Source organism: Dickeya ananatis, assembly GCF_019464615.1.
GTDB lineage: Bacteria > Pseudomonadota > Gammaproteobacteria > Enterobacterales > Enterobacteriaceae > Dickeya > Dickeya oryzae.
Map to the genome: position 1 here is coordinate 4,717,367 of NZ_CP040816.1, position 21,821 is coordinate 4,739,187.

The 21,821-nt window shown below is 50.1% G+C and carries 38 protein-coding genes; 33 read left to right on the forward strand and 5 right to left on the reverse strand.

Annotation, left to right across the window (positions count from 1 at the left end; translation table 11 throughout):
* Nucleotides 1–32: 32 nt before the first annotated feature.
* The 29 genes from rplC (at nucleotide 33) to FGI04_RS21200 (ending at nucleotide 14,155) form a co-directional block, all read left to right on the forward strand.
* Nucleotides 33–662: a 50S ribosomal protein L3 gene (gene rplC, locus FGI04_RS21060; RefSeq protein WP_012886344.1), complete on the forward strand. Its 630-nt coding sequence runs from the start codon at nucleotides 33–35 to the stop codon at nucleotides 660–662.
* 10 nt (nucleotides 663–672) lie between these two features.
* A complete protein-coding gene (gene rplD / locus FGI04_RS21065) occupies nucleotides 673–1,278 on the forward strand; it encodes a 50S ribosomal protein L4 (protein ID WP_012764041.1) in 606 nt (201 codons plus the stop codon).
* Nucleotides 1,275–1,577 carry a 50S ribosomal protein L23 gene (rplW, locus tag FGI04_RS21070; RefSeq protein WP_009111205.1) on the forward strand — a complete coding sequence of 101 codons (303 nt, stop codon included), beginning with the start codon at nucleotides 1,275–1,277 and terminating at the stop codon, nucleotides 1,575–1,577. The genes rplD and rplW overlap by 4 nt, the downstream gene beginning before the upstream one ends.
* An 18-nt stretch (nucleotides 1,578–1,595) precedes the next feature.
* Complete coding sequence (rplB, locus tag FGI04_RS21075; protein WP_012886343.1) at nucleotides 1,596–2,417, forward strand: 50S ribosomal protein L2; 822 nt, start codon at nucleotides 1,596–1,598, stop codon at nucleotides 2,415–2,417.
* Between the two features lie 16 nt (nucleotides 2,418–2,433).
* A complete protein-coding gene (gene rpsS, locus FGI04_RS21080) occupies nucleotides 2,434–2,712 on the forward strand; it encodes a 30S ribosomal protein S19 (protein ID WP_012764044.1) in 279 nt (92 codons plus the stop codon).
* A 14-nt stretch (nucleotides 2,713–2,726) separates the two neighbouring features.
* Nucleotides 2,727–3,059: a 50S ribosomal protein L22 gene (rplV, locus tag FGI04_RS21085; RefSeq protein WP_012764045.1), complete on the forward strand. Its 333-nt coding sequence runs from the start codon at nucleotides 2,727–2,729 to the stop codon at nucleotides 3,057–3,059.
* A gap of 17 nt (nucleotides 3,060–3,076) precedes the next feature.
* On the forward strand, nucleotides 3,077–3,778 hold the full coding sequence (rpsC, locus tag FGI04_RS21090) for a 30S ribosomal protein S3 (protein ID WP_012768105.1): 702 nt from the start codon (nucleotides 3,077–3,079) through the stop codon (nucleotides 3,776–3,778).
* A gap of 13 nt (nucleotides 3,779–3,791) precedes the next feature.
* A complete protein-coding gene (gene rplP, locus FGI04_RS21095) occupies nucleotides 3,792–4,202 on the forward strand; it encodes a 50S ribosomal protein L16 (protein ID WP_012768106.1) in 411 nt (136 codons plus the stop codon).
* Nucleotides 4,202–4,393, forward strand: coding sequence for a 50S ribosomal protein L29 (gene rpmC / locus FGI04_RS21100; RefSeq protein ID WP_012764048.1), 192 nt, complete (start codon nucleotides 4,202–4,204; stop codon nucleotides 4,391–4,393). Before rplP ends, rpmC begins: the two co-directional genes overlap by 1 nt.
* Nucleotides 4,393–4,647 carry a 30S ribosomal protein S17 gene (rpsQ, locus tag FGI04_RS21105; protein WP_012768107.1) on the forward strand — a complete coding sequence of 85 codons (255 nt, stop codon included), beginning with the start codon at nucleotides 4,393–4,395 and terminating at the stop codon, nucleotides 4,645–4,647. The genes rpmC and rpsQ overlap by 1 nt, the downstream gene beginning before the upstream one ends.
* 165 nt (nucleotides 4,648–4,812) lie before the next feature.
* Complete coding sequence (gene rplN / locus FGI04_RS21110) at nucleotides 4,813–5,184, forward strand: 50S ribosomal protein L14 (RefSeq protein WP_012768108.1); 372 nt, start codon at nucleotides 4,813–4,815, stop codon at nucleotides 5,182–5,184.
* A gap of 10 nt (nucleotides 5,185–5,194) precedes the next feature.
* Complete coding sequence (gene rplX / locus FGI04_RS21115) at nucleotides 5,195–5,509, forward strand: 50S ribosomal protein L24 (RefSeq protein ID WP_012768109.1); 315 nt, start codon at nucleotides 5,195–5,197, stop codon at nucleotides 5,507–5,509.
* A gap of 14 nt (nucleotides 5,510–5,523) precedes the next feature.
* Entirely contained in the window at nucleotides 5,524–6,063 is a 540-nt protein-coding gene (gene rplE / locus FGI04_RS21120; RefSeq protein ID WP_016943913.1) for a 50S ribosomal protein L5, read from the forward strand.
* A gap of 13 nt (nucleotides 6,064–6,076) precedes the next feature.
* The gene (rpsN, locus tag FGI04_RS21125; RefSeq protein ID WP_012768111.1) at nucleotides 6,077–6,382 is read left to right on the forward strand and encodes a 30S ribosomal protein S14; all 306 of its coding nucleotides are present in this window, start codon (nucleotides 6,077–6,079) and stop codon (nucleotides 6,380–6,382) included.
* A gap of 33 nt (nucleotides 6,383–6,415) precedes the next feature.
* Nucleotides 6,416–6,808 carry a 30S ribosomal protein S8 gene (rpsH, locus tag FGI04_RS21130; RefSeq protein ID WP_012768112.1) on the forward strand — a complete coding sequence of 131 codons (393 nt, stop codon included), beginning with the start codon at nucleotides 6,416–6,418 and terminating at the stop codon, nucleotides 6,806–6,808.
* 13 nt (nucleotides 6,809–6,821) lie between these two features.
* Nucleotides 6,822–7,355: a 50S ribosomal protein L6 gene (rplF, locus tag FGI04_RS21135; RefSeq protein ID WP_013319697.1), complete on the forward strand. Its 534-nt coding sequence runs from the start codon at nucleotides 6,822–6,824 to the stop codon at nucleotides 7,353–7,355.
* A 9-nt stretch (nucleotides 7,356–7,364) separates the two neighbouring features.
* On the forward strand, nucleotides 7,365–7,718 hold the full coding sequence (rplR, locus tag FGI04_RS21140; protein ID WP_012768114.1) for a 50S ribosomal protein L18: 354 nt from the start codon (nucleotides 7,365–7,367) through the stop codon (nucleotides 7,716–7,718).
* A 14-nt stretch (nucleotides 7,719–7,732) separates the two neighbouring features.
* Nucleotides 7,733–8,233, forward strand: a complete 501-nt coding sequence (rpsE, locus tag FGI04_RS21145) for a 30S ribosomal protein S5 (protein WP_012768115.1) — start codon at nucleotides 7,733–7,735, stop codon at nucleotides 8,231–8,233.
* Between the two features lie 6 nt (nucleotides 8,234–8,239).
* The gene (rpmD, locus tag FGI04_RS21150) at nucleotides 8,240–8,419 is read left to right on the forward strand and encodes a 50S ribosomal protein L30 (protein ID WP_004846568.1); all 180 of its coding nucleotides are present in this window, start codon (nucleotides 8,240–8,242) and stop codon (nucleotides 8,417–8,419) included.
* 3 nt (nucleotides 8,420–8,422) lie between these two features.
* The gene (gene rplO / locus FGI04_RS21155) at nucleotides 8,423–8,857 is read left to right on the forward strand and encodes a 50S ribosomal protein L15 (RefSeq protein WP_012886341.1); all 435 of its coding nucleotides are present in this window, start codon (nucleotides 8,423–8,425) and stop codon (nucleotides 8,855–8,857) included.
* 7 nt (nucleotides 8,858–8,864) lie between these two features.
* On the forward strand, nucleotides 8,865–10,196 hold the full coding sequence (gene secY / locus FGI04_RS21160) for a preprotein translocase subunit SecY (RefSeq protein ID WP_013319693.1): 1,332 nt from the start codon (nucleotides 8,865–8,867) through the stop codon (nucleotides 10,194–10,196).
* A 33-nt stretch (nucleotides 10,197–10,229) separates the two neighbouring features.
* Complete coding sequence (rpmJ, locus tag FGI04_RS21165) at nucleotides 10,230–10,346, forward strand: 50S ribosomal protein L36 (RefSeq protein WP_012768118.1); 117 nt, start codon at nucleotides 10,230–10,232, stop codon at nucleotides 10,344–10,346.
* Nucleotides 10,347–10,492: 146 nt separating this feature from the next.
* The gene (gene rpsM, locus FGI04_RS21170; RefSeq protein ID WP_012768119.1) at nucleotides 10,493–10,849 is read left to right on the forward strand and encodes a 30S ribosomal protein S13; all 357 of its coding nucleotides are present in this window, start codon (nucleotides 10,493–10,495) and stop codon (nucleotides 10,847–10,849) included.
* A gap of 16 nt (nucleotides 10,850–10,865) precedes the next feature.
* Nucleotides 10,866–11,255, forward strand: coding sequence for a 30S ribosomal protein S11 (rpsK, locus tag FGI04_RS21175; protein ID WP_002919257.1), 390 nt, complete (start codon nucleotides 10,866–10,868; stop codon nucleotides 11,253–11,255).
* Between the two features lie 30 nt (nucleotides 11,256–11,285).
* Entirely contained in the window at nucleotides 11,286–11,906 is a 621-nt protein-coding gene (gene rpsD, locus FGI04_RS21180) for a 30S ribosomal protein S4 (protein WP_012768120.1), read from the forward strand.
* A 25-nt stretch (nucleotides 11,907–11,931) separates the two neighbouring features.
* Complete coding sequence (locus FGI04_RS21185; protein WP_012768121.1) at nucleotides 11,932–12,921, forward strand: DNA-directed RNA polymerase subunit alpha; 990 nt, start codon at nucleotides 11,932–11,934, stop codon at nucleotides 12,919–12,921.
* Nucleotides 12,922–12,961: 40 nt separating this feature from the next.
* Nucleotides 12,962–13,354: a 50S ribosomal protein L17 gene (gene rplQ, locus FGI04_RS21190; protein WP_012768122.1), complete on the forward strand. Its 393-nt coding sequence runs from the start codon at nucleotides 12,962–12,964 to the stop codon at nucleotides 13,352–13,354.
* Between the two features lie 130 nt (nucleotides 13,355–13,484).
* Nucleotides 13,485–13,874 (forward strand): DnaJ family domain-containing protein, encoded by a 390-nt coding sequence (locus FGI04_RS21195; RefSeq protein ID WP_407337208.1) that lies wholly within the window; start codon nucleotides 13,485–13,487, stop codon nucleotides 13,872–13,874.
* A gap of 56 nt (nucleotides 13,875–13,930) precedes the next feature.
* A complete protein-coding gene (locus tag FGI04_RS21200) occupies nucleotides 13,931–14,155 on the forward strand; it encodes an alternative ribosome-rescue factor A (RefSeq protein ID WP_407337209.1) in 225 nt (74 codons plus the stop codon).
* A 21-nt stretch (nucleotides 14,156–14,176) separates the two neighbouring features.
* On the opposite strand, the gene mscL is transcribed toward FGI04_RS21200, so the two are convergent.
* From mscL to def, 5 genes are all read right to left on the reverse strand, one after another.
* The gene (gene mscL / locus FGI04_RS21205; RefSeq protein WP_342699233.1) at nucleotides 14,177–14,587 is read right to left on the reverse strand and encodes a large-conductance mechanosensitive channel protein MscL; all 411 of its coding nucleotides are present in this window, start codon (nucleotides 14,585–14,587) and stop codon (nucleotides 14,177–14,179) included.
* 106 nt (nucleotides 14,588–14,693) lie between these two features.
* Nucleotides 14,694–16,070, reverse strand: a complete 1,377-nt coding sequence (gene trkA, locus FGI04_RS21210; RefSeq protein ID WP_038905811.1) for a Trk system potassium transporter TrkA — start codon at nucleotides 16,068–16,070, stop codon at nucleotides 14,694–14,696.
* A 42-nt stretch (nucleotides 16,071–16,112) separates the two neighbouring features.
* Complete coding sequence (rsmB, locus tag FGI04_RS21215) at nucleotides 16,113–17,408, reverse strand: 16S rRNA (cytosine(967)-C(5))-methyltransferase RsmB (protein ID WP_342699232.1); 1,296 nt, start codon at nucleotides 17,406–17,408, stop codon at nucleotides 16,113–16,115.
* 85 nt (nucleotides 17,409–17,493) lie between these two features.
* Nucleotides 17,494–18,435 (reverse strand): methionyl-tRNA formyltransferase, encoded by a 942-nt coding sequence (gene fmt / locus FGI04_RS21220; protein ID WP_407274132.1) that lies wholly within the window; start codon nucleotides 18,433–18,435, stop codon nucleotides 17,494–17,496.
* A gap of 37 nt (nucleotides 18,436–18,472) precedes the next feature.
* Complete coding sequence (gene def / locus FGI04_RS21225; protein WP_012886331.1) at nucleotides 18,473–18,982, reverse strand: peptide deformylase; 510 nt, start codon at nucleotides 18,980–18,982, stop codon at nucleotides 18,473–18,475.
* Between the two features lie 112 nt (nucleotides 18,983–19,094).
* On the opposite strand from def, the gene dprA reads away from it, so the two are divergent.
* Genes dprA through tsaC form a run of 4 tightly spaced genes read left to right on the forward strand, consistent with a single transcriptional unit; the run spans nucleotide 19,095 to nucleotide 21,806 of the window.
* Nucleotides 19,095–20,228 carry a DNA-protecting protein DprA gene (dprA, locus tag FGI04_RS21230; RefSeq protein WP_342699231.1) on the forward strand — a complete coding sequence of 378 codons (1,134 nt, stop codon included), beginning with the start codon at nucleotides 19,095–19,097 and terminating at the stop codon, nucleotides 20,226–20,228.
* A complete protein-coding gene (locus FGI04_RS21235; protein ID WP_012886329.1) occupies nucleotides 20,200–20,673 on the forward strand; it encodes a DUF494 family protein in 474 nt (157 codons plus the stop codon). The genes dprA and FGI04_RS21235 overlap by 29 nt, the downstream gene beginning before the upstream one ends.
* Nucleotides 20,674–20,692: 19 nt before the next feature.
* The gene (locus FGI04_RS21240; protein ID WP_342699230.1) at nucleotides 20,693–21,244 is read left to right on the forward strand and encodes a DNA topoisomerase family protein; all 552 of its coding nucleotides are present in this window, start codon (nucleotides 20,693–20,695) and stop codon (nucleotides 21,242–21,244) included.
* On the forward strand, nucleotides 21,237–21,806 hold the full coding sequence (tsaC, locus tag FGI04_RS21245; protein ID WP_342699229.1) for an L-threonylcarbamoyladenylate synthase type 1 TsaC: 570 nt from the start codon (nucleotides 21,237–21,239) through the stop codon (nucleotides 21,804–21,806). The genes FGI04_RS21240 and tsaC overlap by 8 nt, the downstream gene beginning before the upstream one ends.
* The last annotated feature ends 15 nt before the right edge of the window (nucleotides 21,807–21,821 follow it).

Genomic DNA, 21,821 nt, shown 5'->3' on the forward strand with positions numbered 1-21,821 from the left:
TCAGGTCATTGAGCGATTGAGAGGTTGAAACAATGATTGGTTTAGTCGGTAAAAAAGTGGGTATGACCCGCATCTTCACTGAAGAAGGCGTTTCTATCCCCGTAACCGTAATCGAAATTGAAGCAAACCGCGTGACTCAGGTTAAAACCCTGGAGAACGACGGATACCGTGCTGTCCAGGTCACCACCGGCGCTAAAAAAGCTAACCGTGTAACCAAGCCTGAAGCAGGTCACTTCGCTAAAGCTGGCGTAGAAGCTGGCCGCGTTCTGCGTGAATTCCGTCTGGCTGACAGCGAAGAATTCGCTGTAGGACAGGACATTAGCGTTGAAGTTTTCGCTGACGTTAAGAAAGTAGACGTTACCGGTACTTCTAAAGGTAAAGGCTTTGCCGGTACCGTTAAGCGCTGGAACTTCCGCACTCAGGACGCTACCCACGGTAACTCCTTGTCTCACCGTGTTCCGGGTTCTATCGGTCAGAACCAGACTCCGGGCAAAGTGTTCAAAGGCAAGAAAATGGCAGGCCAGCTGGGTAACGAACGTGTAACCGTTCAGAGCCTGGACGTAGTACGTGTTGACGCTGAGCGCAACCTGCTGCTGGTTAAAGGTGCAGTCCCGGGTGCAACCGGTAGCGACCTGATCGTTAAACCGGCTGTGAAGGCGTGAGGAGATAGCAATGGAATTAGTATTGAAAGACGCGCAAAGCGCGCTGACTGTTTCCGAAACTACCTTCGGTCGTGATTTCAACGAAGCGCTGGTTCACCAGGTTGTTGTTGCTTATGCAGCAGGTGCCCGTCAAGGTACTCGCGCTCAGAAGACCCGTGCTGAAGTAACTGGTTCCGGTAAAAAACCGTGGCGTCAGAAAGGCACCGGCCGTGCGCGTTCTGGTTCTATCAAGAGCCCGATCTGGCGTTCTGGTGGCGTGACTTTCGCAGCCAAGCCGCAGGATCACAGCCAGAAAGTAAACAAAAAGATGTACCGCGGCGCGCTGAAAAGCATCCTGTCCGAACTGGTACGTCAGGACCGTCTGATCGTTGTCGAGAAGTTCTCTGTTGAAGCACCGAAAACCAAGCTGCTGGCTCAGAAACTGAAAGAATTGGCGCTGGATGACGTGCTGATCATCACTGGTGAACTGGATGAGAACCTGTTCCTGGCCGCTCGCAACCTGTACAAGGTTGACGTACGCGACGTAGCAGGCATCGATCCAGTAAGCCTGATCGCCTTCGACAAAGTGGTTATGACTGCTGATGCTGTTAAGCAAGTTGAGGAGATGCTGGCATGATTCGTGAAGAACGTCTGCTGAAAGTATTGCGCGCGCCGCACGTTTCTGAAAAAGCGTCTACTGCGATGGAAAAAAACAACACCATCGTACTCAAAGTTGCTAAAGACGCGACTAAAGCAGAAATCAAAGCTGCTGTACAGAAACTGTTTGAAGTCGAAGTCAATGACGTCCGCACCCTGGTTGTTAAAGGGAAAGTAAAACGTCACGGACAGCGTATCGGTCGTCGTAGCGACTGGAAAAAAGCTTACGTCACCCTGAAAGAAGGCCAGAATCTGGACTTCATCGGCGGCGCAGAGTAAGTCGGAGGAGTAAGAACAATGGCAGTTGTTAAGTGTAAACCGACATCTCCGGGTCGTCGCCACGTTGTTAAAGTGGTTAACCCTGAGCTGCACAAGGGCAAACCGTATGCCCCGTTGCTGGAAAAAAACAGCAAAAGCGGTGGCCGTAACAACAATGGTCGCATCACCACTCGTCACATCGGTGGTGGTCACAAACAGCAGTACCGTATTGTTGACTTCAAACGCAACAAAGATGGTATCCCGGCTGTAGTTGAGCGTCTGGAGTACGATCCGAACCGTTCCGCGAACATCGCGCTGGTTCTGTACAAAGACGGCGAACGCCGTTACATCCTGGCGCCGAAAGGCCTGAAAGCAGGTGACCAGATTCAGTCTGGTGTTGATGCTGCAATCAAAACCGGTAACACCCTGCCGATGCGTAACATCCCGGTCGGTTCAACGGTTCACAACGTAGAAATGAAACCAGGTAAAGGCGGCCAGCTGGCTCGCTCTGCTGGTGCTTACGTTCAGATCGTTGCGCGTGAAGGTGCTTACGTTACCCTGCGTCTGCGTTCTGGCGAAATGCGTAAAGTCGAATCTGACTGCCGCGCAACGCTGGGCGAAGTTGGCAATGCTGAGCATATGCTGCGCGTTCTGGGTAAAGCAGGTGCTGCACGCTGGCGTGGTGTTCGTCCGACCGTTCGCGGTACGGCAATGAACCCGGTTGACCACCCGCACGGTGGTGGTGAAGGTCGTAACTTTGGTAAGCACCCGGTTACTCCGTGGGGCGTTCAGACCAAAGGTAAGAAGACCCGCAGCAACAAGCGTACTGATAAATTCATCGTACGTCGCCGTACTAAATAATTTTAGAGGATAAACCATGCCACGTTCTCTCAAGAAAGGTCCATTTATTGACCTGCACTTGCTGAAGAAGGTAGAGAAAGCGGTGGAAAGCGGTGACAAGAAGCCCCTGCGCACCTGGTCCCGTCGCTCAACGATCTTTCCAAACATGATCGGTTTGACCATCGCTGTCCATAATGGTCGTCAGCACGTTCCGGTATTCATCTCTGATGAGATGGTCGGACACAAGCTGGGTGAATTCGCGCCGACTCGTACTTATCGCGGCCACGCGGCTGATAAAAAAGCCAAGAAGAAATAAGGTAGGAGGAAGAGATGGAAACTATCGCTAAACATCGCCATGCTCGTTCTTCTGCCCAGAAGGTTCGCCTGGTGGCTGACCTGATTCGCGGTAAGAAAGTGTCGCAAGCTCTGGATATTTTGACCTATACCAACAAGAAAGCTGCTGGTCTGGTTAAGAAAGTACTGGAGTCTGCCATTGCTAACGCAGAACACAACGATGGCGCTGACATTGACGATCTGAAAGTTGCGAAAATCTTCGTAGACGAAGGCCCGAGCATGAAACGCATTATGCCGCGTGCTAAAGGTCGTGCGGATCGCATCCTGAAGCGTACCAGCCACATCACTGTGGTTGTGTCCGATCGCTGAGACTCTGGAGACTAGCAATGGGTCAGAAAGTACATCCTAATGGTATTCGCCTGGGTATTGTCAAAACTTGGAACTCTACCTGGTATGCGAATACCAAAGAATTCGCTGACAACCTGGACAGCGATTTTAAAGTTCGTCAGTACCTGAACAAGGAACTGGAGAAAGCCTCCGTTTCTCGCATCGTTATCGAGCGTCCGGCTAAAAGCATTCGTGTGACCATTCACACTGCTCGCCCGGGTATCGTTATCGGCAAGAAAGGTGAAGACGTTGAAAAACTGCGTAAGGGCGTAGCGGATATCGCTGGCGTACCGGCGCAGATCAACATCGCTGAAGTTCGTAAGCCTGAACTGGACGCAAAACTGGTTGCTGACAGCATCACTTCTCAGCTGGAACGTCGTGTTATGTTCCGTCGTGCGATGAAGCGTGCTGTTCAGAACGCCATGCGTCTGGGCGCTAAAGGTATCAAAGTTGAAGTTAGCGGTCGTCTGGGCGGCGCCGAAATCGCACGTACCGAATGGTACCGCGAAGGTCGTGTTCCGTTGCACACACTGCGTGCTGACATCGACTACAACACCTCCGAAGCGCACACCACTTACGGTGTCATCGGTGTGAAAGTGTGGATCTTCAAAGGTGAGATCCTGGGTGGTATGGCTGCCGTTGAACAACCGGAAAAACCGGCTGCTCAACCGAAAAAGCAGCAGCGTAAAGGCCGCAAGTAAGGAGAGTCGCTGAATGTTACAACCAAAGCGTACAAAATTCCGTAAAGTGCACAAAGGCCGCAACCGTGGTCTGGCTGCAGGTACGGATGTTAGCTTCGGCACTTTCGGTCTGAAAGCTGTTGGCCGCGGTCGCCTGACTGCTCGTCAAATCGAAGCTGCTCGTCGTGCTATGACCCGTGCTGTTAAGCGTCAGGGTAAGATCTGGATCCGTGTATTCCCGGACAAGCCGATCACTGAGAAACCGCTTGAAGTGCGTATGGGTAAAGGTAAAGGTAACGTGGAGTATTGGGTTGCCTTGATTCAGCCAGGTAAAGTCCTGTACGAAATGGACGGGGTGCCGGAAGAGTTAGCCCGTGAGGCATTCGAACTGGCAGCAGCGAAACTGCCGATCAAAACCACCTTTGTAACTAAGACGGTGATGTAATGAAAGCAAAAGAGCTGCGTGAAAAGAGCGTTGAAGAGCTGAATACCGAACTGCTCGGACTGCTGCGTGAACAGTTCAATCTGCGCATGCAGGCTGCCAGCGGTCAGCTGCAACAAACTCACCTGTTGAAGCAAGTGCGTCGTAATGTCGCACGCGTTAAGACTTTACTGACTGAGAAGGCGGGTGCGTAATGACCGATAAAATCCGTACTCTGCAAGGTCGTGTCGTTAGTGACAAAATGCAGAAATCTGCTGTTGTTGCTATTGAGCGTTTCGTGAAACACCCGATCTACGGTAAATTCATCAAACGCACGACCAAGCTGCACGTGCATGACGAGAACAACGAATGTGGAATTGGCGACGTGGTTGAAATCCGCGAATGCCGTCCGCTGTCCAAGACCAAATCCTGGACCTTGGTTCGCGTTGTAGAGAAAGCGATTCTGTAATACAGTATTGCACTTCTCTTGATAATAAACGGCTCTGTAAAGGGCCGTTTATTTTTTCTACCCACAGTCGATAAGTGGTGTTATAATGCTGCGCCCTCGATTCTGGGGTATTAATGACCCGCAAGGGTTCGAAAAGTAGTAGTTGACATTAGCGGAGCACTAAACATGATCCAAGAACAGACTATGCTGAATGTGGCCGATAACTCCGGTGCACGTCGCGTAATGTGTATCAAGGTTCTGGGTGGCTCGCACCGTCGCTACGCAGGCGTCGGCGACATCATCAAAATTACCATTAAGGAAGCAATTCCCCGCGGTAAGGTGAAAAAAGGCGATGTACTGAAGGCGGTAGTGGTGCGCACCAAGAAGGGTGTTCGTCGCCCTGACGGTTCTGTCGTTCGCTTCGATGGTAATGCATGCGTTATTCTGAACAATAACAGCGAGCAACCTATCGGTACGCGTATTTTTGGGCCGGTAACTCGTGAACTGCGTACTGAAAAGTTCATGAAAATTATCTCTCTGGCACCAGAAGTACTCTAAGGAGCGAATCATGGCAGCGAAAATCCGTCGTGATGACGAAGTTATCGTGCTGACCGGCAAAGATAAAGGTAAGCGCGGTAAAGTTAAGAACGTCCTGACTTCTGGTAAGGTCGTTGTTGAAGGTATCAACCTGGTTAAAAAACATCAGAAGCCGGTTCCGGCGCTGAATCAACCAGGCGGCATCGTTGAAAAAGAAGCTGCTATCCAGGTTTCTAACGTTGCAATCTTCAATGCGGCCACCGGCAAGGCGGATCGTGTAGGCTTTAGATTCGAAGACGGCAAAAAAGTCCGTTTCTTCAAGTCTAACAGCGAAACTATCAAGTAATTTGGAGTAGTACGATGGCGAAACTGCATGATTACTACAAAGACGAAGTGGTTAGCAAACTGATGACTCAGTTCAGCTACAATTCTGTCATGCAAGTCCCTCGGGTCGAGAAGATCACCCTGAACATGGGTGTTGGTGAAGCGATCGCTGACAAAAAGCTGCTGGATAACGCCGCAGCTGATCTGGCAGCTATCTCCGGTCAAAAACCGTTGATCACCAAAGCACGCAAATCTGTTGCAGGCTTCAAAATCCGCCAGGGCTATCCGATCGGCTGTAAAGTAACTCTGCGTGGCGAACGCATGTGGGAGTTCTTTGAGCGTCTGATTACCATTGCTGTACCACGTATCCGCGACTTCCGCGGTCTGTCTTCGAAATCATTCGATGGACGTGGTAACTACAGCATGGGCGTGCGTGAGCAGATCATCTTCCCGGAAATCGACTATGACAAGGTCGATCGCGTTCGTGGTTTGGACATTACCATTACCACCACTGCGAAATCCGATGATGAAGGCCGTGCGCTGTTGGCCGCCTTTAACTTCCCGTTCCGCAAGTAAGGTAGGGTTACTAATGGCTAAGCAATCCATGAAAGCACGCGAAGTTAAACGCGTGAAATTAGCTGATAAATTCTTCGCCAAGCGCGTTGAGCTGAAAGCTATCATCTCCAATGTGAACTCATCCGACGAAGATCGTTGGGATGCTGTTCTCAAGCTGCAGACTCTGCCGCGTGATTCCAGCCCGTCCCGTCAGCGTAACCGCTGCCGCCAGACAGGTCGTCCGCACGCTTTCCTGCGGAAGTTCGGGTTGAGCCGTATCAAGGTCCGTGAAGCCGCCATGCGCGGTGAAATTCCGGGTCTGAAAAAGGCTAGCTGGTAATTGTCACCAATTGAATCACGGGAGTAAAGACAGATGAGCATGCAAGATCCGATCGCGGATATGCTGACCCGTATCCGTAACGGTCAGGCCGCGAACAAAGTTGCGGTCACCATGCCTTCCTCCAAGCTGAAAGTGGCAATTGCCAACGTGCTGAAGGAAGAAGGTTTTATTGAAGATTTTAAAGTTGAAGGCGACACCAAGCCTGAACTGGAACTGACTCTTAAGTATTTCCAGGGCAAGGCTGTTGTAGAAAGCATTCAGCGTATCAGCCGTCCTGGTCTGCGCATCTATAAACGCAAAGATGAGCTGCCGAAAGTTATGGCCGGTTTAGGTATCGCAGTTGTTTCTACCTCTAAAGGTGTGATGACTGATCGTGCAGCTCGCCAGGCTGGTCTTGGTGGCGAGATTATCTGCTACGTAGCGTAATCGGGAGGGAAGAATGTCTCGTGTTGCAAAAGCACCCGTCGTCATTCCTGCCGGCGTAGAGGTAAAACTCAACGGTCAGGATGTTTCGATCAAGGGTAAAAACGGCGAGTTGGTTCGTGAGATCAATGCCGCTGTCGAAGTTAAACAAGCTGATAACGTGCTGACTTTCGCCCCGCGCGAAGGTTTTGCCGATGGCTGGGCTCAGGCCGGTACTACCCGCGCTCTGTTGAACAGCATGGTTATCGGTGTTACCGAAGGCTTCACCAAAAAGCTGCAATTGGTAGGTGTAGGTTATCGTGCAGCCGTGAAAGGTAATGTGGTGAATTTGGCCCTGGGCTTCTCTCACCCGATCGATCACGAACTGCCTGCAGGCATTACTGCTGAATGTCCGTCTCAGACTGAAATCGTACTGAAAGGTGCGGATAAACAGCTGATCGGCCAGGTAGCTGCTGACCTGCGTGCTTACCGTCGTCCTGAGCCTTACAAAGGCAAAGGTGTCCGTTACGCCGATGAAGTCGTGCGTACCAAAGAGGCTAAGAAGAAGTAAGGTAACACTATGGATAAGAAATCAGCTCGTATCCGTCGTGCAACCCGCGCACGTCGCAAAATCCGTGAATTGGGTGCGACTCGTCTGGTGGTACATCGTACCCCCCGCCATATTTATGCGCAGGTTATCGCACCGAACGGTTCTGAAGTCCTGGTAGCCGCTTCTACTGTAGAAAAAGCTATCGCTGAGCAACTGAAGTATACCGGTAACAAAGACGCTGCTGCAGCTGTCGGTAAAGCTGTTGCTGAACGCGCTCTGGAAAAAGGCATCAAGGGTGTGGCCTTTGACCGTTCCGGGTTCCAATATCATGGTCGAGTCCAGGCACTGGCAGATGCTGCCCGTGAAGCTGGCCTTCAGTTCTAAGGTAGAGGTGTAAGATGGCTCACATCGAAAAACAAGCTGGCGAACTGCAGGAAAAGCTGATCGCGGTAAATCGCGTATCTAAAACCGTTAAGGGTGGTCGTATTTTCTCCTTCACAGCACTGACTGTGGTAGGTGATGGTAACGGTCGCGTCGGTTTTGGTTACGGTAAAGCTCGCGAAGTTCCGGCAGCGATCCAGAAAGCGATGGAAAAAGCCCGTCGCAATATGATGAATGTCGCGCTGAACAACGGCACTCTGCAGCACCCGGTTAAAGGTGCACACACAGGTTCTCGTGTGTTCATGCAGCCAGCTTCCGAAGGTACCGGTATCATCGCCGGTGGTGCAATGCGCGCCGTTCTGGAAGTTGCAGGGGTTCACAACGTATTGGCTAAAGCCTATGGTTCCACAAACCCGATTAACGTGGTTCGTGCAACTATCGATGGCTTGGCTAACATGAAGTCCCCGGAAATGGTCGCTGCCAAGCGTGGTAAATCCGTTGAAGACATTCTGGGGTAATTGACCATGGCAAAGACTATTAAAATTACTCAAACCCGTAGTGCAATCGGTCGTCTGCCTAAACACAAGGCAACGCTGCTTGGCCTGGGTCTGCGTCGTATTGGTCACACCGTTGAGCGCGAGGATACTCCTGCTGTTCGCGGTATGGTCAACGCGGTTTCCTACATGGTTAAAGTGGAGGAGTAACAGATGCGTTTGAATACTCTGTCTCCGGCCGAAGGCTCTAAACACGCGCCGAAGCGCTTAGGTCGCGGTATTGGTTCCGGCCTCGGTAAGACTGGTGGTCGCGGCGTCAAAGGTCAGAACTCTCGTTCTGGCGGTGGTGTACGCCGTGGTTTCGAAGGCGGTCAGATGCCTTTGTATCGTCGTCTGCCGAAGTTCGGCTTCACTTCTCGCAAGGCTATGATTACAGCGGAAATCCGTCTGTCTGATCTGGCTCGTGTAGAAGGCGATGTTGTTGATCTGAATACGCTGAAAGCTGCTAACGTCATCGGCGTTCAGATTGAATTCGCGAAAGTGATTCTGTCTGGCGAAGTTGCACGTCCGGTAACGATTCGTGGTCTGCGCGTCACCAAAGGCGCTCGTGCTGCTATCGAAGCTGCTGGCGGCAAAATTGAGGAATAAGTAGCAGATGGCTAAACAACCAGGATTAGATTTTCAAAGTGCTAAAGGCGGAGTTGGCGAACTGAAACGCAGACTTTTGTTTGTTATCGGTGCGTTGATTGTTTTCCGTATTGGCTCTTTTATTCCCATTCCTGGTATTGATGCCACTGTGCTTGCCAAATTGCTCGAACAACAGCGTGGCACCATCATTGAAATGTTTAACATGTTCTCTGGTGGTGCTTTAAGCCGCGCTTCAATTTTCGCGCTGGGAATTATGCCGTATATCTCGGCATCCATCATCATTCAGTTGTTGACGGTGGTTCATCCCGCACTGGCGGAAATTAAGAAGGAAGGGGAAGCTGGCCGACGTAAAATCAGCCAGTATACCCGTTACGGCACTCTGGTGTTGGCAATATTTCAGTCAATCGGTATTGCTACCGGTTTGCCGAATATGCCTGGAATGCAAGGTCTGGTAATTAATCCAGGCTTTGCGTTTTATTTCACCGCTGTTGTCAGTCTGGTCACCGGGACTATGTTCCTGATGTGGCTGGGCGAGCAGATTACTGAACGCGGTATCGGTAACGGTATCTCAATCATAATCTTTGCAGGTATTGTTGCGGGTCTACCGCCGGCTATTGGCCATACCATCGAGCAAGCGCGGCAAGGCGATCTGCACTTCCTCCTGTTGCTGTTGGTTGCAGTGCTGGTATTCGCAGTAACGTTCTTTGTAGTGTTTATTGAGCGCGGTCAACGTCGTATCGTTGTTAACTACGCCAAACGCCAGCAAGGACGTCGCGTATATGCAGCACAGAGTACGCATTTACCACTGAAGGTGAATATGGCCGGTGTTATTCCAGCTATCTTTGCTTCCAGTATTATTCTGTTCCCGGCGACGATAGCATCGTGGTTTGGGGGCGGTACCGGTTGGAACTGGCTGACGACTATTTCGCTGTATCTGCAGCCTGGACAACCGCTTTATGTGTTACTCTATGCATCTGCAATCATCTTCTTCTGTTTCTTCTATACCGCGTTGGTGTTTAACCCGCGGGAAACAGCAGATAACCTGAAGAAGTCCGGTGCATTCGTGCCAGGAATTCGTCCGGGAGAGCAAACGGCGAAGTATATTGATAAAGTAATGACCCGCCTGACATTAGTTGGTGCGATGTATATTACCTTTATCTGCCTCATCCCGGAGTTCATGCGTGACGCAATGAAAGTGCCGTTCTATTTCGGTGGGACGTCATTATTGATCGTTGTTGTCGTGATCATGGACTTTATGGCTCAAGTGCAAACGCTGCTGATGTCAAGTCAGTATGAGTCTGCATTGAAGAAGGCAAACCTGAAAGGCTATAGCCGCTGATTAGGTTGGCTTGAGAAGTTACGGAGAGTAAAAATGAAAGTTCGTGCTTCCGTCAAGAAATTATGTCGTAACTGTAAGATTGTTAAGCGTAACGGCATCGTTCGCGTTATCTGCAGTGCCGAACCGAAGCATAAACAGCGCCAAGGCTGATTATCTCGCATATTTTTCTTGCAAAGTTGGATTGAGCTGGCTAGATTAGCCAGCCAATCTTTTGTATGTAACTGCAATGTCATTTGAGTATCCTGAAAACGGGCTTTTCAGAATGGTATTGCTTTATAAAATTGTAGGAGTGCATAGTGGCCCGTATAGCAGGCATTAACATTCCTGATCATAAACATACCGTAATTGCATTAACTGCTATTTACGGCATTGGTAAAACCCGTTCCAAATCTATCTGTGCTGCAACGGGTATTGCTGAAGATGTTAAGATCAGTGAGCTGTCTGAAGAGCAAATCGATAAGCTGCGTGACGAAGTTGCCAAGTTTGTTGTAGAAGGCGATCTGCGTCGTGAAATCACCCTGAGCATCAAGCGCCTTATGGATCTTGGTACTTATCGTGGTTTGCGTCACCGTCGTGGTCTGCCGGTTCGCGGTCAGCGTACCAAGACTAACGCCCGTACCCGTAAGGGTCCGCGCAAACCGATCAAGAAATAATCGGGGTGATTGAATAATGGCAAAGGCACCTATTCGTGCACGTAAGCGTGTAAGAAAGCAAGTCTCTGACGGTGTGGCTCATATCCATGCTTCTTTCAACAACACCATCGTTACCATTACCGATCGTCAGGGTAATGCGTTGGGTTGGGCAACTGCCGGTGGTTCCGGTTTCCGTGGTTCTCGTAAATCCACTCCGTTCGCCGCTCAGGTAGCAGCAGAGCGCTGCGCTGAAGCTGTGAAAGAGTACGGTATCAAGAATCTGGAAGTTATGGTTAAAGGACCTGGTCCGGGCCGTGAGTCTACTATCCGCGCTCTGAACGCGGCTGGTTTTCGCATCACTAATATTACTGATGTGACTCCGATCCCTCATAACGGTTGTCGTCCGCCGAAAAAGCGTCGCGTGTAACGCCGCTTTTAGGATTGCTGGAGAAAGAAAATGGCAAGATATTTGGGTCCTAAGCTCAAGCTGAGCCGTCGTGAAGGCACCGACCTGTTTCTAAAGTCTGGTGTTCGCGCGATCGATTCCAAGTGTAAAATTGAACAAGCTCCTGGCCAGCACGGCGCACGTAAACCGCGTCTGTCTGACTATGGTGTGCAGTTGCGTGAGAAGCAGAAAGTTCGCCGTATCTACGGTGTTCTGGAGCGTCAATTCCGTAACTACTACAAAGAAGCCGCTCGCCTGAAAGGCAATACAGGTGCCAACCTGTTGCAGTTGCTGGAAGGTCGTCTGGACAACGTTGTTTACCGTATGGGATTCGGCGCTACCCGCGCAGAAGCTCGTCAGCTGGTAAGTCACAAAGCTGTTATGGTAAATGGTCGCGTTGTTAACATCGCTTCTTATCAGGTATCTCCGAATGACGTAGTCAGCATCCGCGAGAAGGCGAAAAAGCAGTCTCGTGTTAAGGCCGCTCTGGAGCTGGCTGAACAGCGTGAAAAGCCAACTTGGCTGGAAGTTGATGCTGCCAAGATGGAAGGTGTGTTCAAGCGTATTCCTGAACGTACCGATCTGTCTGCGGACATTAATGAACACCTGATCGTCGAGCTTTACTCCAAGTAAAGCTTAGTACCAAAGAGAGGACACAATGCAGGGTTCTGTGACAGAGTTTCTAAAACCGCGCCTGGTAGATATCGAGCAAGTTAGTTCGACGCACGCCAAGGTGACCCTTGAGCCGTTAGAGCGGGGCTTCGGCCATACTCTTGGTAACGCACTGCGCCGTATTCTGCTTTCATCCATGCCTGGTTGCGCGGTGACCGAGGTTGAGATTGATGGTGTACTGCACGAGTACAGCACCAAAGAAGGCGTACAGGAAGATATCCTGGAAATCCTGCTCAACCTGAAAGGGCTGGCGGTGAGAGTTCAAGGCAAAGATGAAGTTATTCTTACCCTGAATAAATCTGGCATTGGCCCTGTGACTGCAGCCGACATCACCCATGATGGTGATGTCGAAATCGTCAAGCCACAGCATGTGATCTGCCATCTGACCGATGAGAACGCATCTATCAATATGCGTATCAAAGTTCAGCGTGGTCGTGGTTATGTGCCGGCGTCTGCCCGTATTCATACGGAAGAAGATGAGCGCCCGATCGGTCGTCTGTTAGTCGACGCTTGCTACAGCCCTGTTGAGCGTATCGCTTACAATGTTGAAGCAGCGCGTGTTGAACAGCGTACTGACCTGGACAAGCTGGTTATCGAAATGGAAACCAATGGTACGATCGATCCTGAAGAGGCGATCCGCCGTGCGGCAACCATTCTGGCTGAACAATTGGAAGCTTTCGTTGACTTACGTGATGTACGTCAGCCGGAAGTGAAAGAAGAGAAACCAGAATTCGATCCGATCCTGCTGCGCCCTGTTGACGATCTTGAATTGACTGTCCGCTCTGCTAACTGCCTTAAGGCAGAAGCTATCCACTACATCGGTGATCTGGTACAGCGTACCGAGGTTGAATTGCTTAAAACGCCTAACCTGGGTAAAAAATCTCTTACTGAGATCAAAGACGTGCTGGCTTCTCGTGGTCTGTCACTGGGCATGCGCCTGGAAAACTGGCCACCGGCAAGCATTGCTGATGAGTAACCGGATCACAGGTTAAGGTTTTACTGAGAAGGATAAGGTCATGCGCCATCGTAAGAGTGGTCGTCAACTGAACCGTAACAGCAGCCATCGCCAGGCTATGTTCCGTAACATGGCTGGTTCTTTGGTTCGTCATGAGATTATCAAGACGACCCTGCCGAAAGCGAAAGAGCTGCGTCGTGTTGTTGAACCGCTGATTACTCTTGCCAAGACCGACAGCGTTGCTAATCGTCGTCTGGCATTTGCCCGCACTCGTGATAACGAGATCGTGGCTAAACTGTTTAACGAACTGGGCCCGCGTTTCGCGAGCCGTGCTGGTGGTTACACTCGTATTCTGAAGTGTGGCTTCCGTGCTGGTGACAATGCGCCGATGGCATACATCGAGCTCGTTGATCGCGCAGTTTCTCAGACAGAAGAAGTTGCTGCTGCAGAGTAATTTGCACTAGCGTAAAAAAGCCGGGGAAACCCGGTTTTTTTACGTCCTTATTTTAGTCCTCCCCGCCGCTGTTCGAGTGCTTTTCAATCCACTATCATATGAGCAAAATCTCGCGTGTGGGGGTTATGCTATGTTTCCTATTGATGAATGGGCTGAGCGTCATATACTCGAAGCACAAAAGCGCGGAGAATTGGAGAACTTATCGGGAAGCGGTAAGCCGCTTCAATTGGATGATAATAGTGCCGTCCCTGCTGAGTTGCGCAGCGCATACCACTTGATGAAAAATTCGGGGTTTTTACCACCAGAGTTATCAGCTCGTAAGGACGCGTTGACGCTGGCAGATTTGCTGCTCGTTACTGACCCTGCATCAAAAGAGTATGTTGAGTTATCCCGGCAGCTCAGAGCACTTGAATTGCGTTTACAGTTTTCAGGCGTCAATACGGATTTTTTAAAAATGTCTTATCGGCATCAGCTGATGAGCCGGTTTGAGAAGAGTTTGCACCCTGATAAAGACGACTGACCTGTCGTTATATATGGTGTTCTTGCCAATGTTATGTCTATCAAATGAGGTAATTTATGTCGAACTATCGTCATACCAAAGGTCGAATAACTGATAATGCACTTGAAGCATTGCTGCATGACCCCTTGTTTCGCCAGCGTGTCGAGCAAAATACCAAAGGTAAAGGAAGCTACCGACGCAAAGAGAAACATCAGAAAGCACAGAGTAAAAATTGGGAGGCCAGTGGTAAGAGAAATAACACTTTTACCACTGGCCTCCTGATTTGCTGTTTCAGTTATTAAGGTCAGTTATGAATTTTTAGACTAGCTATCGATCTGCTGTTTGAGTAGATCTCTTATTTCTGTCAGGAGTTTTTCTTCTGCGGTAACTTTCGGCGGGGTATTCGGTTGTTCCTGCTGAGTACGGCGCAATTTGTTCATCAGTTTAATGGCCATGAAGATGGCGAAGGCCACGATAACAAAATCAAAAATATTCTGAATGAATGTGCCGTAGTTGATGCTGACGGCAGCAAGGTTGCCCTGCGCTTCTCGTAACACCCAATGGAACTGCTTGAAATCGACACCACCTATCAGTAACCCCAATGGTGGCATAATAATGTCGGACACCAGCGACGATACGATTTTCCCGAATGCAGCACCAATAATGACCCCTACAGCCAGGTCAACAACATTGCCGCGCATGGCGAATTCACGAAACTCTTTTATTAGGCTCATTGCATTATCTCCTGTTAAACCTTTTTTAATTCTAACAAGCGATAAAGAAATTACCAAAATGGTATATGACATAGGGCGTGGGTTAACACGCCCAGAGGAAAGGTTATCAGAGGAAGAATGGGCTAGGTTGGAATAAACGCTCAACGTCAGAGATATATTTCTTATCAGTCAGAAACATGATGACGTGGTCACCCTGCTCAATCTGCAAATTATTATTAGCAATGATCACATCGTCGCCACGTACAATGGCACCAATAATTGTTCCTGGTGGCAGTTTGATATCGGCAATCATGCGACCGACTACTTTTGATGTGCCCTCATCACCATGCGCAATGGCTTCAATGGCTTCTGCCACTCCACGTCGTAGAGATGAGACACTGACGATATCCGCTTTGCGAACATGTCCCAACAGAGCTGAAATCGTTGCCTGCTGCGGTGAGATCGCCACATCAATGACACTTCCCTGAACCAGGTCGACATAGGCCCGGCGTTGGATCAAGACCATTGCTTTCTTCGCACCCATTCGCTTAGCTAACATCGCTGACATGATATTGGCTTCATCATCGTTGGTGATGGCGATAAATACATCGATTTGCTCAATATGTTCCTGGGCCAGTAACTCCTGGTCAGAGGCATCACCATGGAAAACAATGGTATTTTGTAAACGTTCAGCCAATTCTGAAGCTCTAAGCGCATCGCGTTCTATCAGTTTAACGCTATAGTCTTTCTCGAGTTTACGGGCAAGGCCGGCTCCTACATTTCCTCCACCAACAATCATGATGCGTTTATAGGGCTTCTCAAGGCGCTGCATTTCACTCATTACTGCCCGAATATGTTGTGAAGCAGCAATAAAGAATACTTCATCTCCCGCTTCAATAACGGTTGAGCCTTGTGGACGAATAGGGCGGTCATGGCGAAAAATTGCGGCAACTCGGGTTTCAATATGCGGCATATGATCGCGCATTGTGGCGATGGCATTCCCTACCAGAGGTCCACCATAGTATGCGTTTACTGCAGCAATACTGACTTTACCCTCGGCGAAATTGACAACCTGTAATGCTCCCGGATACTCGATCAATTTGTAGATATTATCGATGACCAGCTGTTCCGGCGAAATGAGATGGTCGATGGGTACTGCTTCAGACTGGAATAACTGCTCTGACTCGCGGATATACTCTGATGCACGGATTCGGGCAATACGATTAGGGGTATTAAACAGCGAATAAGCGACCTGACAAGCGATCATGTTGGTTTCATCGGAATTGGTTACGGCTATCAACATATCTGCGTCTTCCGCTCCAGCTTCGCGCAACACGCGTGGATGAGAGGCATAACCTGTAACCACGCGCAGATCGAATTTGTCCTGAAGCTGGCGTAGTCGAGTGGTATTGGTGTCTACAACCGTAATATCGTTGTTTTCACCTGACAAATTTTCTGCCAGCGTTCCGCCAACCTGACCTGCACCAAGAATAATTATCTTCATCGTCATTTCTGCCGTGTCTGTTCCCGTTGGGGGACCTGTGGACTATTGTCCGCTTTTTATCAGCTTCGCATAAAAGAAACCATCGCCATCTTCCGCCGCAGGCAACATTTGTATCCCTGGCGAGGTCGGTGTTCCGGTATCGACCAACATAGCGTCAGCGTGTCGTTGCAGGAAATCCGCTATTTGTTGGCAATTCTCTTCCGGTAATACCGAACAAGTGGCATAAACCAGCGTGCCACCGTTTTTCAGTCGTGGCCAGACGGCATCCAGAATCGTTTTTTGTAGCGATGCCAGTTCGGCGATATCGCTATCCCGACGTAGCCATTTGATATCTGGGTGGCGACGAATGACACCGGTAGCAGAGCAGGGTGCGTCGAGTAAAATGCGGTCAAAACACTTATCACCGCACCACTGTGCAGGTGTTCTGCCATCACCACATTTGACTTCGGCATGCAGATTAAGCCGCTGCAAATTTTCTCTGACTCGTTTCAAACGTTGTTCATCAACATCAACGGCCAGTACGCGGGCATGAGGTGCTGCTTCAAGTATATGCGTTGTTTTGCCGCCGGGTGCGGCACAGAGGTCGAGAATATCTTCGTGGTCTTGTGGTGATAGCCAGTGGATACAGCCCTGTGCAGAAGCATCTTGTACGGTCACAAACCCTTGTTCAAAGCCCGGCAATAAATTGACAGCACAAGGCGTGCTCAGTCTGATGGCATCTGGATAGTGCGCGTGAGGATGAGCCTCAATTCCTTTTTCCTGTAATAACGTCAGATAAGCTTCACGGGTATGATGGCGGCGATTGACCCTTAACCACATCGGAGGATGTTGATTGTTGGCGTCGATAATTTGTTCCCACTGGCTGGGGTAGGCTTTTTTCAGTCGTTGTAACAGCCAGTCGGGGTGCGAATAACGTGCTGGGTTGTTCTGTAACCGCTGCTGCAACGCCTCTTGTTCGCGCTGAAACTGGCGTAATACGCCATTAATCAACCCTTTTAATTGCGGGCGTTTCAGGGCTACTGCGCCATTAACCGTTTCTGCCAGAGCGGCGTGAGGGGGAATGCGGGTATGGATGAGCTGGTAAAGGCCAACCATTAGCAGATAATGCAGAACTTTCTGTTTGCCAGTAAGCGGTTTGGCCATCAGTTGACGAAGATACCAGTCCAACTGCGGTAATACGCGCAATACACCAAAGCAGATCTCTTGCAGCAGGCCGCGATCTCTTTCACTGATGTCACGTTGGAGCGCAGGCAGTAATTGACTAAGTGATTGCCCTTGTTCTACAACCTGTACAAGGGTGGTGGCGGCAATACTGCGAAGATTGTATGTGCTTTTCATCGGCTCAGAAGAATAGGGGAATAATGATGGTACCGACAAGTCTGTCGGCACCGCAGTATCAGGCGAATAGCATCAGCTTAAGGCATCAGGCTAATGTGTTGCCTGGGATAAACCATTCACGACGCGAGTTCAGCAAGTCCTGTGCCGACATGGCTTTTTTGCCCGATGGCTGAAGAATTTGAATATTTAATATGCCGTTAGCGGTGGCGACTCTGATGCCTTCTTTATCGGCTGCAAGCACAGTTCCTGGCTGTTGTTGGTGCTGAGTATCTAGCACCTGTGCTTTCCAGACTTTCACTGGTTGTTCCTCAACCAGAAAGTAGCTGACGGGCCAGGGGTTGAAAGCCCGAATACAACGTTCCAGTTGCTCTGCGGACAATTGCCAGTCTAATCGCGCTTCTTCTTTGCTTAGCTTTTCTGCGTAGGTTGCCAGACTGTCATCCTGCACTTGTGCTGTGACCTGAGGTGAAGACAACTGTGCCAGAGTTTCCATCAGCCCTTGTGGGCCAAGCTTCGCCAGTTTGTCGTAGAGTGTGGCGCTGGTGTCATCCGGCAAAATAGGACATTCGATTTTATGAAGCATGGCTCCTGTATCTAATCCGGCATCCATTTGCATAATCGTGATGCCAGTCAGGCTGTCACCAGCCCAAAGCGCACGTTGTATCGGTGCGGCTCCGCGCCAGCGTGGCAATAGTGACCCATGAACGTTGATGCATCCTAAACGAGGCATATCCAGAACCGCTTGTGGCAGGATAAGACCATAGGCAACCACGACCATCACGTCAGCGTTGAGTCCTGCCACGATTTGCTGGTTTTCGCCAGGGCGTAATGACTTGGGTTGAAATACCGGGATACTATGCTGCTCAGCCAACACCTTGACCGGACTGGGGGTCAGTTTATTACCGCGCCCTGCTGGGCGGTCAGGCTGGGTAAAGACGCCGACAATCTCATGCTCCGAGGATAACAACGCCGCAAGGTGCTGCGCGGCGAAATCGGGCGTTCCTGCGAAAATAATGCGTAATGACACGTAGTTTCCTGTCTGGATATAGGTTTACGATACTGTTTTATGCCTTGCTGTTTTGCCGGGCTAATTTCTCCAGCTTTTGGCGAATGCGCTGGCGCTTCAGCGGCGACAGATAGTCGACAAACAGCTTACCAACCAAATGATCCATTTCATGTTGGATACAAATTGCCAGCAATCCATCAGCATCAAGTTCAAAAGGTTTTCCTTCACGGTCTAGCGCCCGCACTTTGACGTGCTCAGCCCGAGGAACCAGTGCGCGGGTTTCTGGAATCGACAAGCAACCCTCTTCTATTCCGGTGTCGCCGGATTTTTCCAGCAGTTCCGGGTTGATCAGCACAAGTCGTTGATCCCGTTCTTCGGAGACATCGATAACAATGATGCGCTGATGGATATCAACTTGTGTTGCGGCAAGGCCAATACCTTCTTCCTCGTACATGGTGTCGAACATATCGTCCACGATACGCTGAATTTCTGCATTAACTTCTTTTACCGGCTTTGCCTGAGTGCGAAGCCGCTCATCGGGAAAATGTAATACTTGCAAGACTGACATATAGGTTTAGATCTGTATTCAGGTGGTTAGAATGCTCCAGTCTTTATTGTAGACATTTCCGGGGGGGATTGACAGCATCATGGCCACAGTAGAGCAGGGTGTGGAGTGGGGTATGACGGATACGGAAATCTGGTTGCGTCTGGCGTCGGTTAAGGGGCTTGGCGCCAAACGCTGTACGCTAGTGTTCAGCCAATTGCAGGCCGAGAATTCGTATTCGGCCGAACATCTGAAAGCATTAGGTTTGACGCAAAATCAGACTGAGCAATTTTTCGGCCTGAGTGATTTGGATATACAGAATTCCATAAACTGGTTGGAAACGTCGGCCCATCATCTGGTGACATTCGGCAGCGACGATTATCCTCCACTGCTCAGTAACATTGCGTCTCCCCCGGCATGTTTGTATGTCATTGGAGAGCCAACCCTCCTGTCATCTCCGCAAATCGCGGTGGTGGGTAGCCGTAACAATAGTGCTTATGGCGAACAGTGGGGACATTTCTTTAGCGAACAGCTCAGCCAGAATCGTTTGACAGTAACCAGTGGGCTGGCTGTTGGTATTGATGGAATTGCCCATCGTGCCGCGTTACAGGCAGAAGGGAAAACCCTTGCCGTCTTAGGAAGTGGATTACGCCGACTTTACCCCCGCCGACATGTGGCGTTAGCGGATGCCATCGTGGCACAGGGCGGTGCTCTGGTGTCGGAGTTTCCTCTAAATACACCGCCGCTGCCGATAAACTTTCCTCGCCGTAATCGCATTATTAGTGGATTAAGTCTGGGGGTTCTGGTCGTAGAGGCGTCGCTGCGTAGTGGATCGCTGGTGACGGCGCGTTATGCATTGGAACAGAATCGTGAGGTTTTTGCCTTGCCCGGTCCGATTGGCAATCCGATGACGGAGGGTAACCACTGGCTGATACAACAAGGCGCAAGCCTGGTTACTCAACCTCTGGACATTTTTGAACAACTCCATAATGGGCTGCGTTGGTTTGCCGATATTCCCAATGAGGGCGTTCCGGAAATTATTTGTGCGACGGAAGGCGAACTGGAATTGCCATTTGCTGATGTGTTGGCTACCGTAGGAGATGAGGTTACACCTGTTGACGTTGTCGCTGAACGTGCCGGCCAACCTGTGCCAGAGGTGGTGAGTAAGTTACTGGATCTGGAGTTAGCAGGGTGGATCGCAGCTGTACCCGGCGGCTATGTCCGTATAAGGAGGGCAGGCCATGTTCGACGTACTCATGTACTTGTTTGAAACTTACATCCACAATGAAACTGAAATGCGTGTCGATCAGGATACGTTGACTGATGACCTCACCCGCGCGGGATTTGATCGTGATGATATCTACAGCGCGTTGGACTGGCTGGAAAAACTGGCTGATCTGCAGGAAGGGCAAACCCCGCCTTTAGCATTGGCCAGTGATCCCCTGGCGTTACGCATCTACACGGCTGAAGAAGAGCAGCGTCTGGATGCAGATTGCCGCGGTTTTCTGCTGTTTCTTGAGCAGATTAAAGTCCTTAATCTGGAAACCCGAGAAATGGTTATTGATCGGGTCATGGCACTTGAGACACAGGATTTTGACCTTGAGGATTTGAAATGGGTCATTTTGATGGTGCTGTTCAATGTGCCTGGTTGTGAAAATGCTTATCAGCAAATGGAAGATTTACTCTTTGAGGCTAATGAAGGGTATTTGCAGTAGTCGGGAATCAGAGTGAATCATGAACAAAGCCGTTATTGCTGACAAGCATCAACAGGTATGTCCTGAATGTGGGGCTGTGCTGATTATCCGTTCCGGGCAGCACGGCCCGTTTCTTGGCTGTTCAAATTATCCTGAATGTCGTTATATCCGGCCGCTTAAAGCCAATGCTGATGGGCATGTGGTGAAAGTGCTGGATGGTCAATCTTGCCCTCGCTGCCAGTCGACACTGGTGTTACGTCAAGGGCGCTATGGTATGTTCATTGGTTGTAGCAACTATCCTGAATGCGATCATACAGAAGCGATTGATCACCCAGATGAAACTGCCTTGATATGCCCCCAATGCCATGAAGGCCGATTACTTCAGCGGAAATCTCGCTACGGCAAGACGTTTTACGCTTGTGAGCGTTACCCTTCTTGTCAATTTTCGCTGAATCATAAGCCGCTCGCAGGGGAGTGTGAGTATTGTCATTATCCATTATTACTCGAGAAGAAAACTGCGCACGGAGTAAGACGCTTTTGCGCCAGTAAATTATGTGGAAAGCCGGTAGAAGAACGTCATAGTGATGAGTAACGTAAATTCTGAATATTTAGCACTGCTGTTACAGCAATTGCGGGAGGAGCGAGTGATCGCCTATCCAACGGAGGCTGTATTTGGACTCGGATGTGATCCTGACAGTGAGGTGGCGGTAGAGCGCTTGCTGGCGCTAAAACAACGCCCGCGTGAAAAGGGTCTGATTCTGATTGCAGCGAATTTTCAGCAACTGGAATCTTATATTGAGTTCTCTGCCTTGTCAGATGTGCAACGTCAGACGATTTTCGCTACCTGGCCTGGTCCGGTGACCTGGGTGATTCCAGCCAGAGCGGAAACACCGGACTGGTTGACCGGACGTTTTAGTTCGCTGGCGGTGCGAGTGAGTGATCACCCGTTGGTGAAGCAATTGTGTCTGGCATTTGGCAAGCCGCTGGTTTCAACCAGCGCTAACTTGAGCGGTCAGCCGCCCTGTCGTACCGCCAGAGAAGTTACTGCGCAGTTTGGCGAGCGTTTTCCTGTCCTCAATGGGGACGTTGGCGGTCGTCTGAATCCGTCTGAAATTCGTGATGCTTTGACGGGTGAAATGCTGCGTCAAGGGTAGTAACTACTGGAGAAT

Excerpts from the sequence above, each read along its gene's own strand:
- rplC (WP_012886344.1), top strand. The coding sequence starts at position 33 with ATGATTGGTTTAGTCGGTAAAAAAGTGGGTATGACCCGCATCTTCACT.
- rplD (WP_012764041.1), top strand. The coding sequence starts at position 673 with ATGGAATTAGTATTGAAAGACGCGCAAAGCGCGCTGACTGTTTCCGAA.
- rplW (WP_009111205.1), top strand. The coding sequence starts at position 1,275 with ATGATTCGTGAAGAACGTCTGCTGAAAGTATTGCGCGCGCCGCACGTT.
- rplB (WP_012886343.1), top strand. The coding sequence starts at position 1,596 with ATGGCAGTTGTTAAGTGTAAACCGACATCTCCGGGTCGTCGCCACGTT.
- rpsS (WP_012764044.1), top strand. The coding sequence starts at position 2,434 with ATGCCACGTTCTCTCAAGAAAGGTCCATTTATTGACCTGCACTTGCTG.
- rplV (WP_012764045.1), top strand. The coding sequence starts at position 2,727 with ATGGAAACTATCGCTAAACATCGCCATGCTCGTTCTTCTGCCCAGAAG.
- rpsC (WP_012768105.1), top strand. The coding sequence starts at position 3,077 with ATGGGTCAGAAAGTACATCCTAATGGTATTCGCCTGGGTATTGTCAAA.
- rplP (WP_012768106.1), top strand. The coding sequence starts at position 3,792 with ATGTTACAACCAAAGCGTACAAAATTCCGTAAAGTGCACAAAGGCCGC.
- rpmC (WP_012764048.1), top strand. The coding sequence starts at position 4,202 with ATGAAAGCAAAAGAGCTGCGTGAAAAGAGCGTTGAAGAGCTGAATACC.
- rpsQ (WP_012768107.1), top strand. The coding sequence starts at position 4,393 with ATGACCGATAAAATCCGTACTCTGCAAGGTCGTGTCGTTAGTGACAAA.
- rplN (WP_012768108.1), top strand. The coding sequence starts at position 4,813 with ATGATCCAAGAACAGACTATGCTGAATGTGGCCGATAACTCCGGTGCA.
- rplX (WP_012768109.1), top strand. The coding sequence starts at position 5,195 with ATGGCAGCGAAAATCCGTCGTGATGACGAAGTTATCGTGCTGACCGGC.
- rplE (WP_016943913.1), top strand. The coding sequence starts at position 5,524 with ATGGCGAAACTGCATGATTACTACAAAGACGAAGTGGTTAGCAAACTG.
- rpsN (WP_012768111.1), top strand. The coding sequence starts at position 6,077 with ATGGCTAAGCAATCCATGAAAGCACGCGAAGTTAAACGCGTGAAATTA.
- rpsH (WP_012768112.1), top strand. The coding sequence starts at position 6,416 with ATGAGCATGCAAGATCCGATCGCGGATATGCTGACCCGTATCCGTAAC.
- rplF (WP_013319697.1), top strand. The coding sequence starts at position 6,822 with ATGTCTCGTGTTGCAAAAGCACCCGTCGTCATTCCTGCCGGCGTAGAG.
- rplR (WP_012768114.1), top strand. The coding sequence starts at position 7,365 with ATGGATAAGAAATCAGCTCGTATCCGTCGTGCAACCCGCGCACGTCGC.
- rpsE (WP_012768115.1), top strand. The coding sequence starts at position 7,733 with ATGGCTCACATCGAAAAACAAGCTGGCGAACTGCAGGAAAAGCTGATC.
- rpmD (WP_004846568.1), top strand. The coding sequence starts at position 8,240 with ATGGCAAAGACTATTAAAATTACTCAAACCCGTAGTGCAATCGGTCGT.
- rplO (WP_012886341.1), top strand. The coding sequence starts at position 8,423 with ATGCGTTTGAATACTCTGTCTCCGGCCGAAGGCTCTAAACACGCGCCG.
- secY (WP_013319693.1), top strand. The coding sequence starts at position 8,865 with ATGGCTAAACAACCAGGATTAGATTTTCAAAGTGCTAAAGGCGGAGTT.
- rpmJ (WP_012768118.1), top strand. The coding sequence starts at position 10,230 with ATGAAAGTTCGTGCTTCCGTCAAGAAATTATGTCGTAACTGTAAGATT.
- rpsK (WP_002919257.1), top strand. The coding sequence starts at position 10,866 with ATGGCAAAGGCACCTATTCGTGCACGTAAGCGTGTAAGAAAGCAAGTC.
- rpsD (WP_012768120.1), top strand. The coding sequence starts at position 11,286 with ATGGCAAGATATTTGGGTCCTAAGCTCAAGCTGAGCCGTCGTGAAGGC.
- FGI04_RS21185 (WP_012768121.1), top strand. The coding sequence starts at position 11,932 with ATGCAGGGTTCTGTGACAGAGTTTCTAAAACCGCGCCTGGTAGATATC.
- rplQ (WP_012768122.1), top strand. The coding sequence starts at position 12,962 with ATGCGCCATCGTAAGAGTGGTCGTCAACTGAACCGTAACAGCAGCCAT.
- FGI04_RS21195 (WP_407337208.1), top strand. The coding sequence starts at position 13,485 with ATGTTTCCTATTGATGAATGGGCTGAGCGTCATATACTCGAAGCACAA.
- FGI04_RS21200 (WP_407337209.1), top strand. The coding sequence starts at position 13,931 with ATGTCGAACTATCGTCATACCAAAGGTCGAATAACTGATAATGCACTT.
- mscL (WP_342699233.1), bottom strand. The coding sequence starts at position 14,587 with ATGAGCCTAATAAAAGAGTTTCGTGAATTCGCCATGCGCGGCAATGTT.
- trkA (WP_038905811.1), bottom strand. The coding sequence starts at position 16,070 with ATGAAGATAATTATTCTTGGTGCAGGTCAGGTTGGCGGAACGCTGGCA.
- rsmB (WP_342699232.1), bottom strand. The coding sequence starts at position 17,408 with ATGAAAAGCACATACAATCTTCGCAGTATTGCCGCCACCACCCTTGTA.
- def (WP_012886331.1), bottom strand. The coding sequence starts at position 18,982 with ATGTCAGTCTTGCAAGTATTACATTTTCCCGATGAGCGGCTTCGCACT.
- dprA (WP_342699231.1), top strand. The coding sequence starts at position 19,095 with ATGACGGATACGGAAATCTGGTTGCGTCTGGCGTCGGTTAAGGGGCTT.
- FGI04_RS21235 (WP_012886329.1), top strand. The coding sequence starts at position 20,200 with ATGTTCGACGTACTCATGTACTTGTTTGAAACTTACATCCACAATGAA.
- FGI04_RS21240 (WP_342699230.1), top strand. The coding sequence starts at position 20,693 with ATGAACAAAGCCGTTATTGCTGACAAGCATCAACAGGTATGTCCTGAA.
- tsaC (WP_342699229.1), top strand. The coding sequence starts at position 21,237 with ATGAGTAACGTAAATTCTGAATATTTAGCACTGCTGTTACAGCAATTG.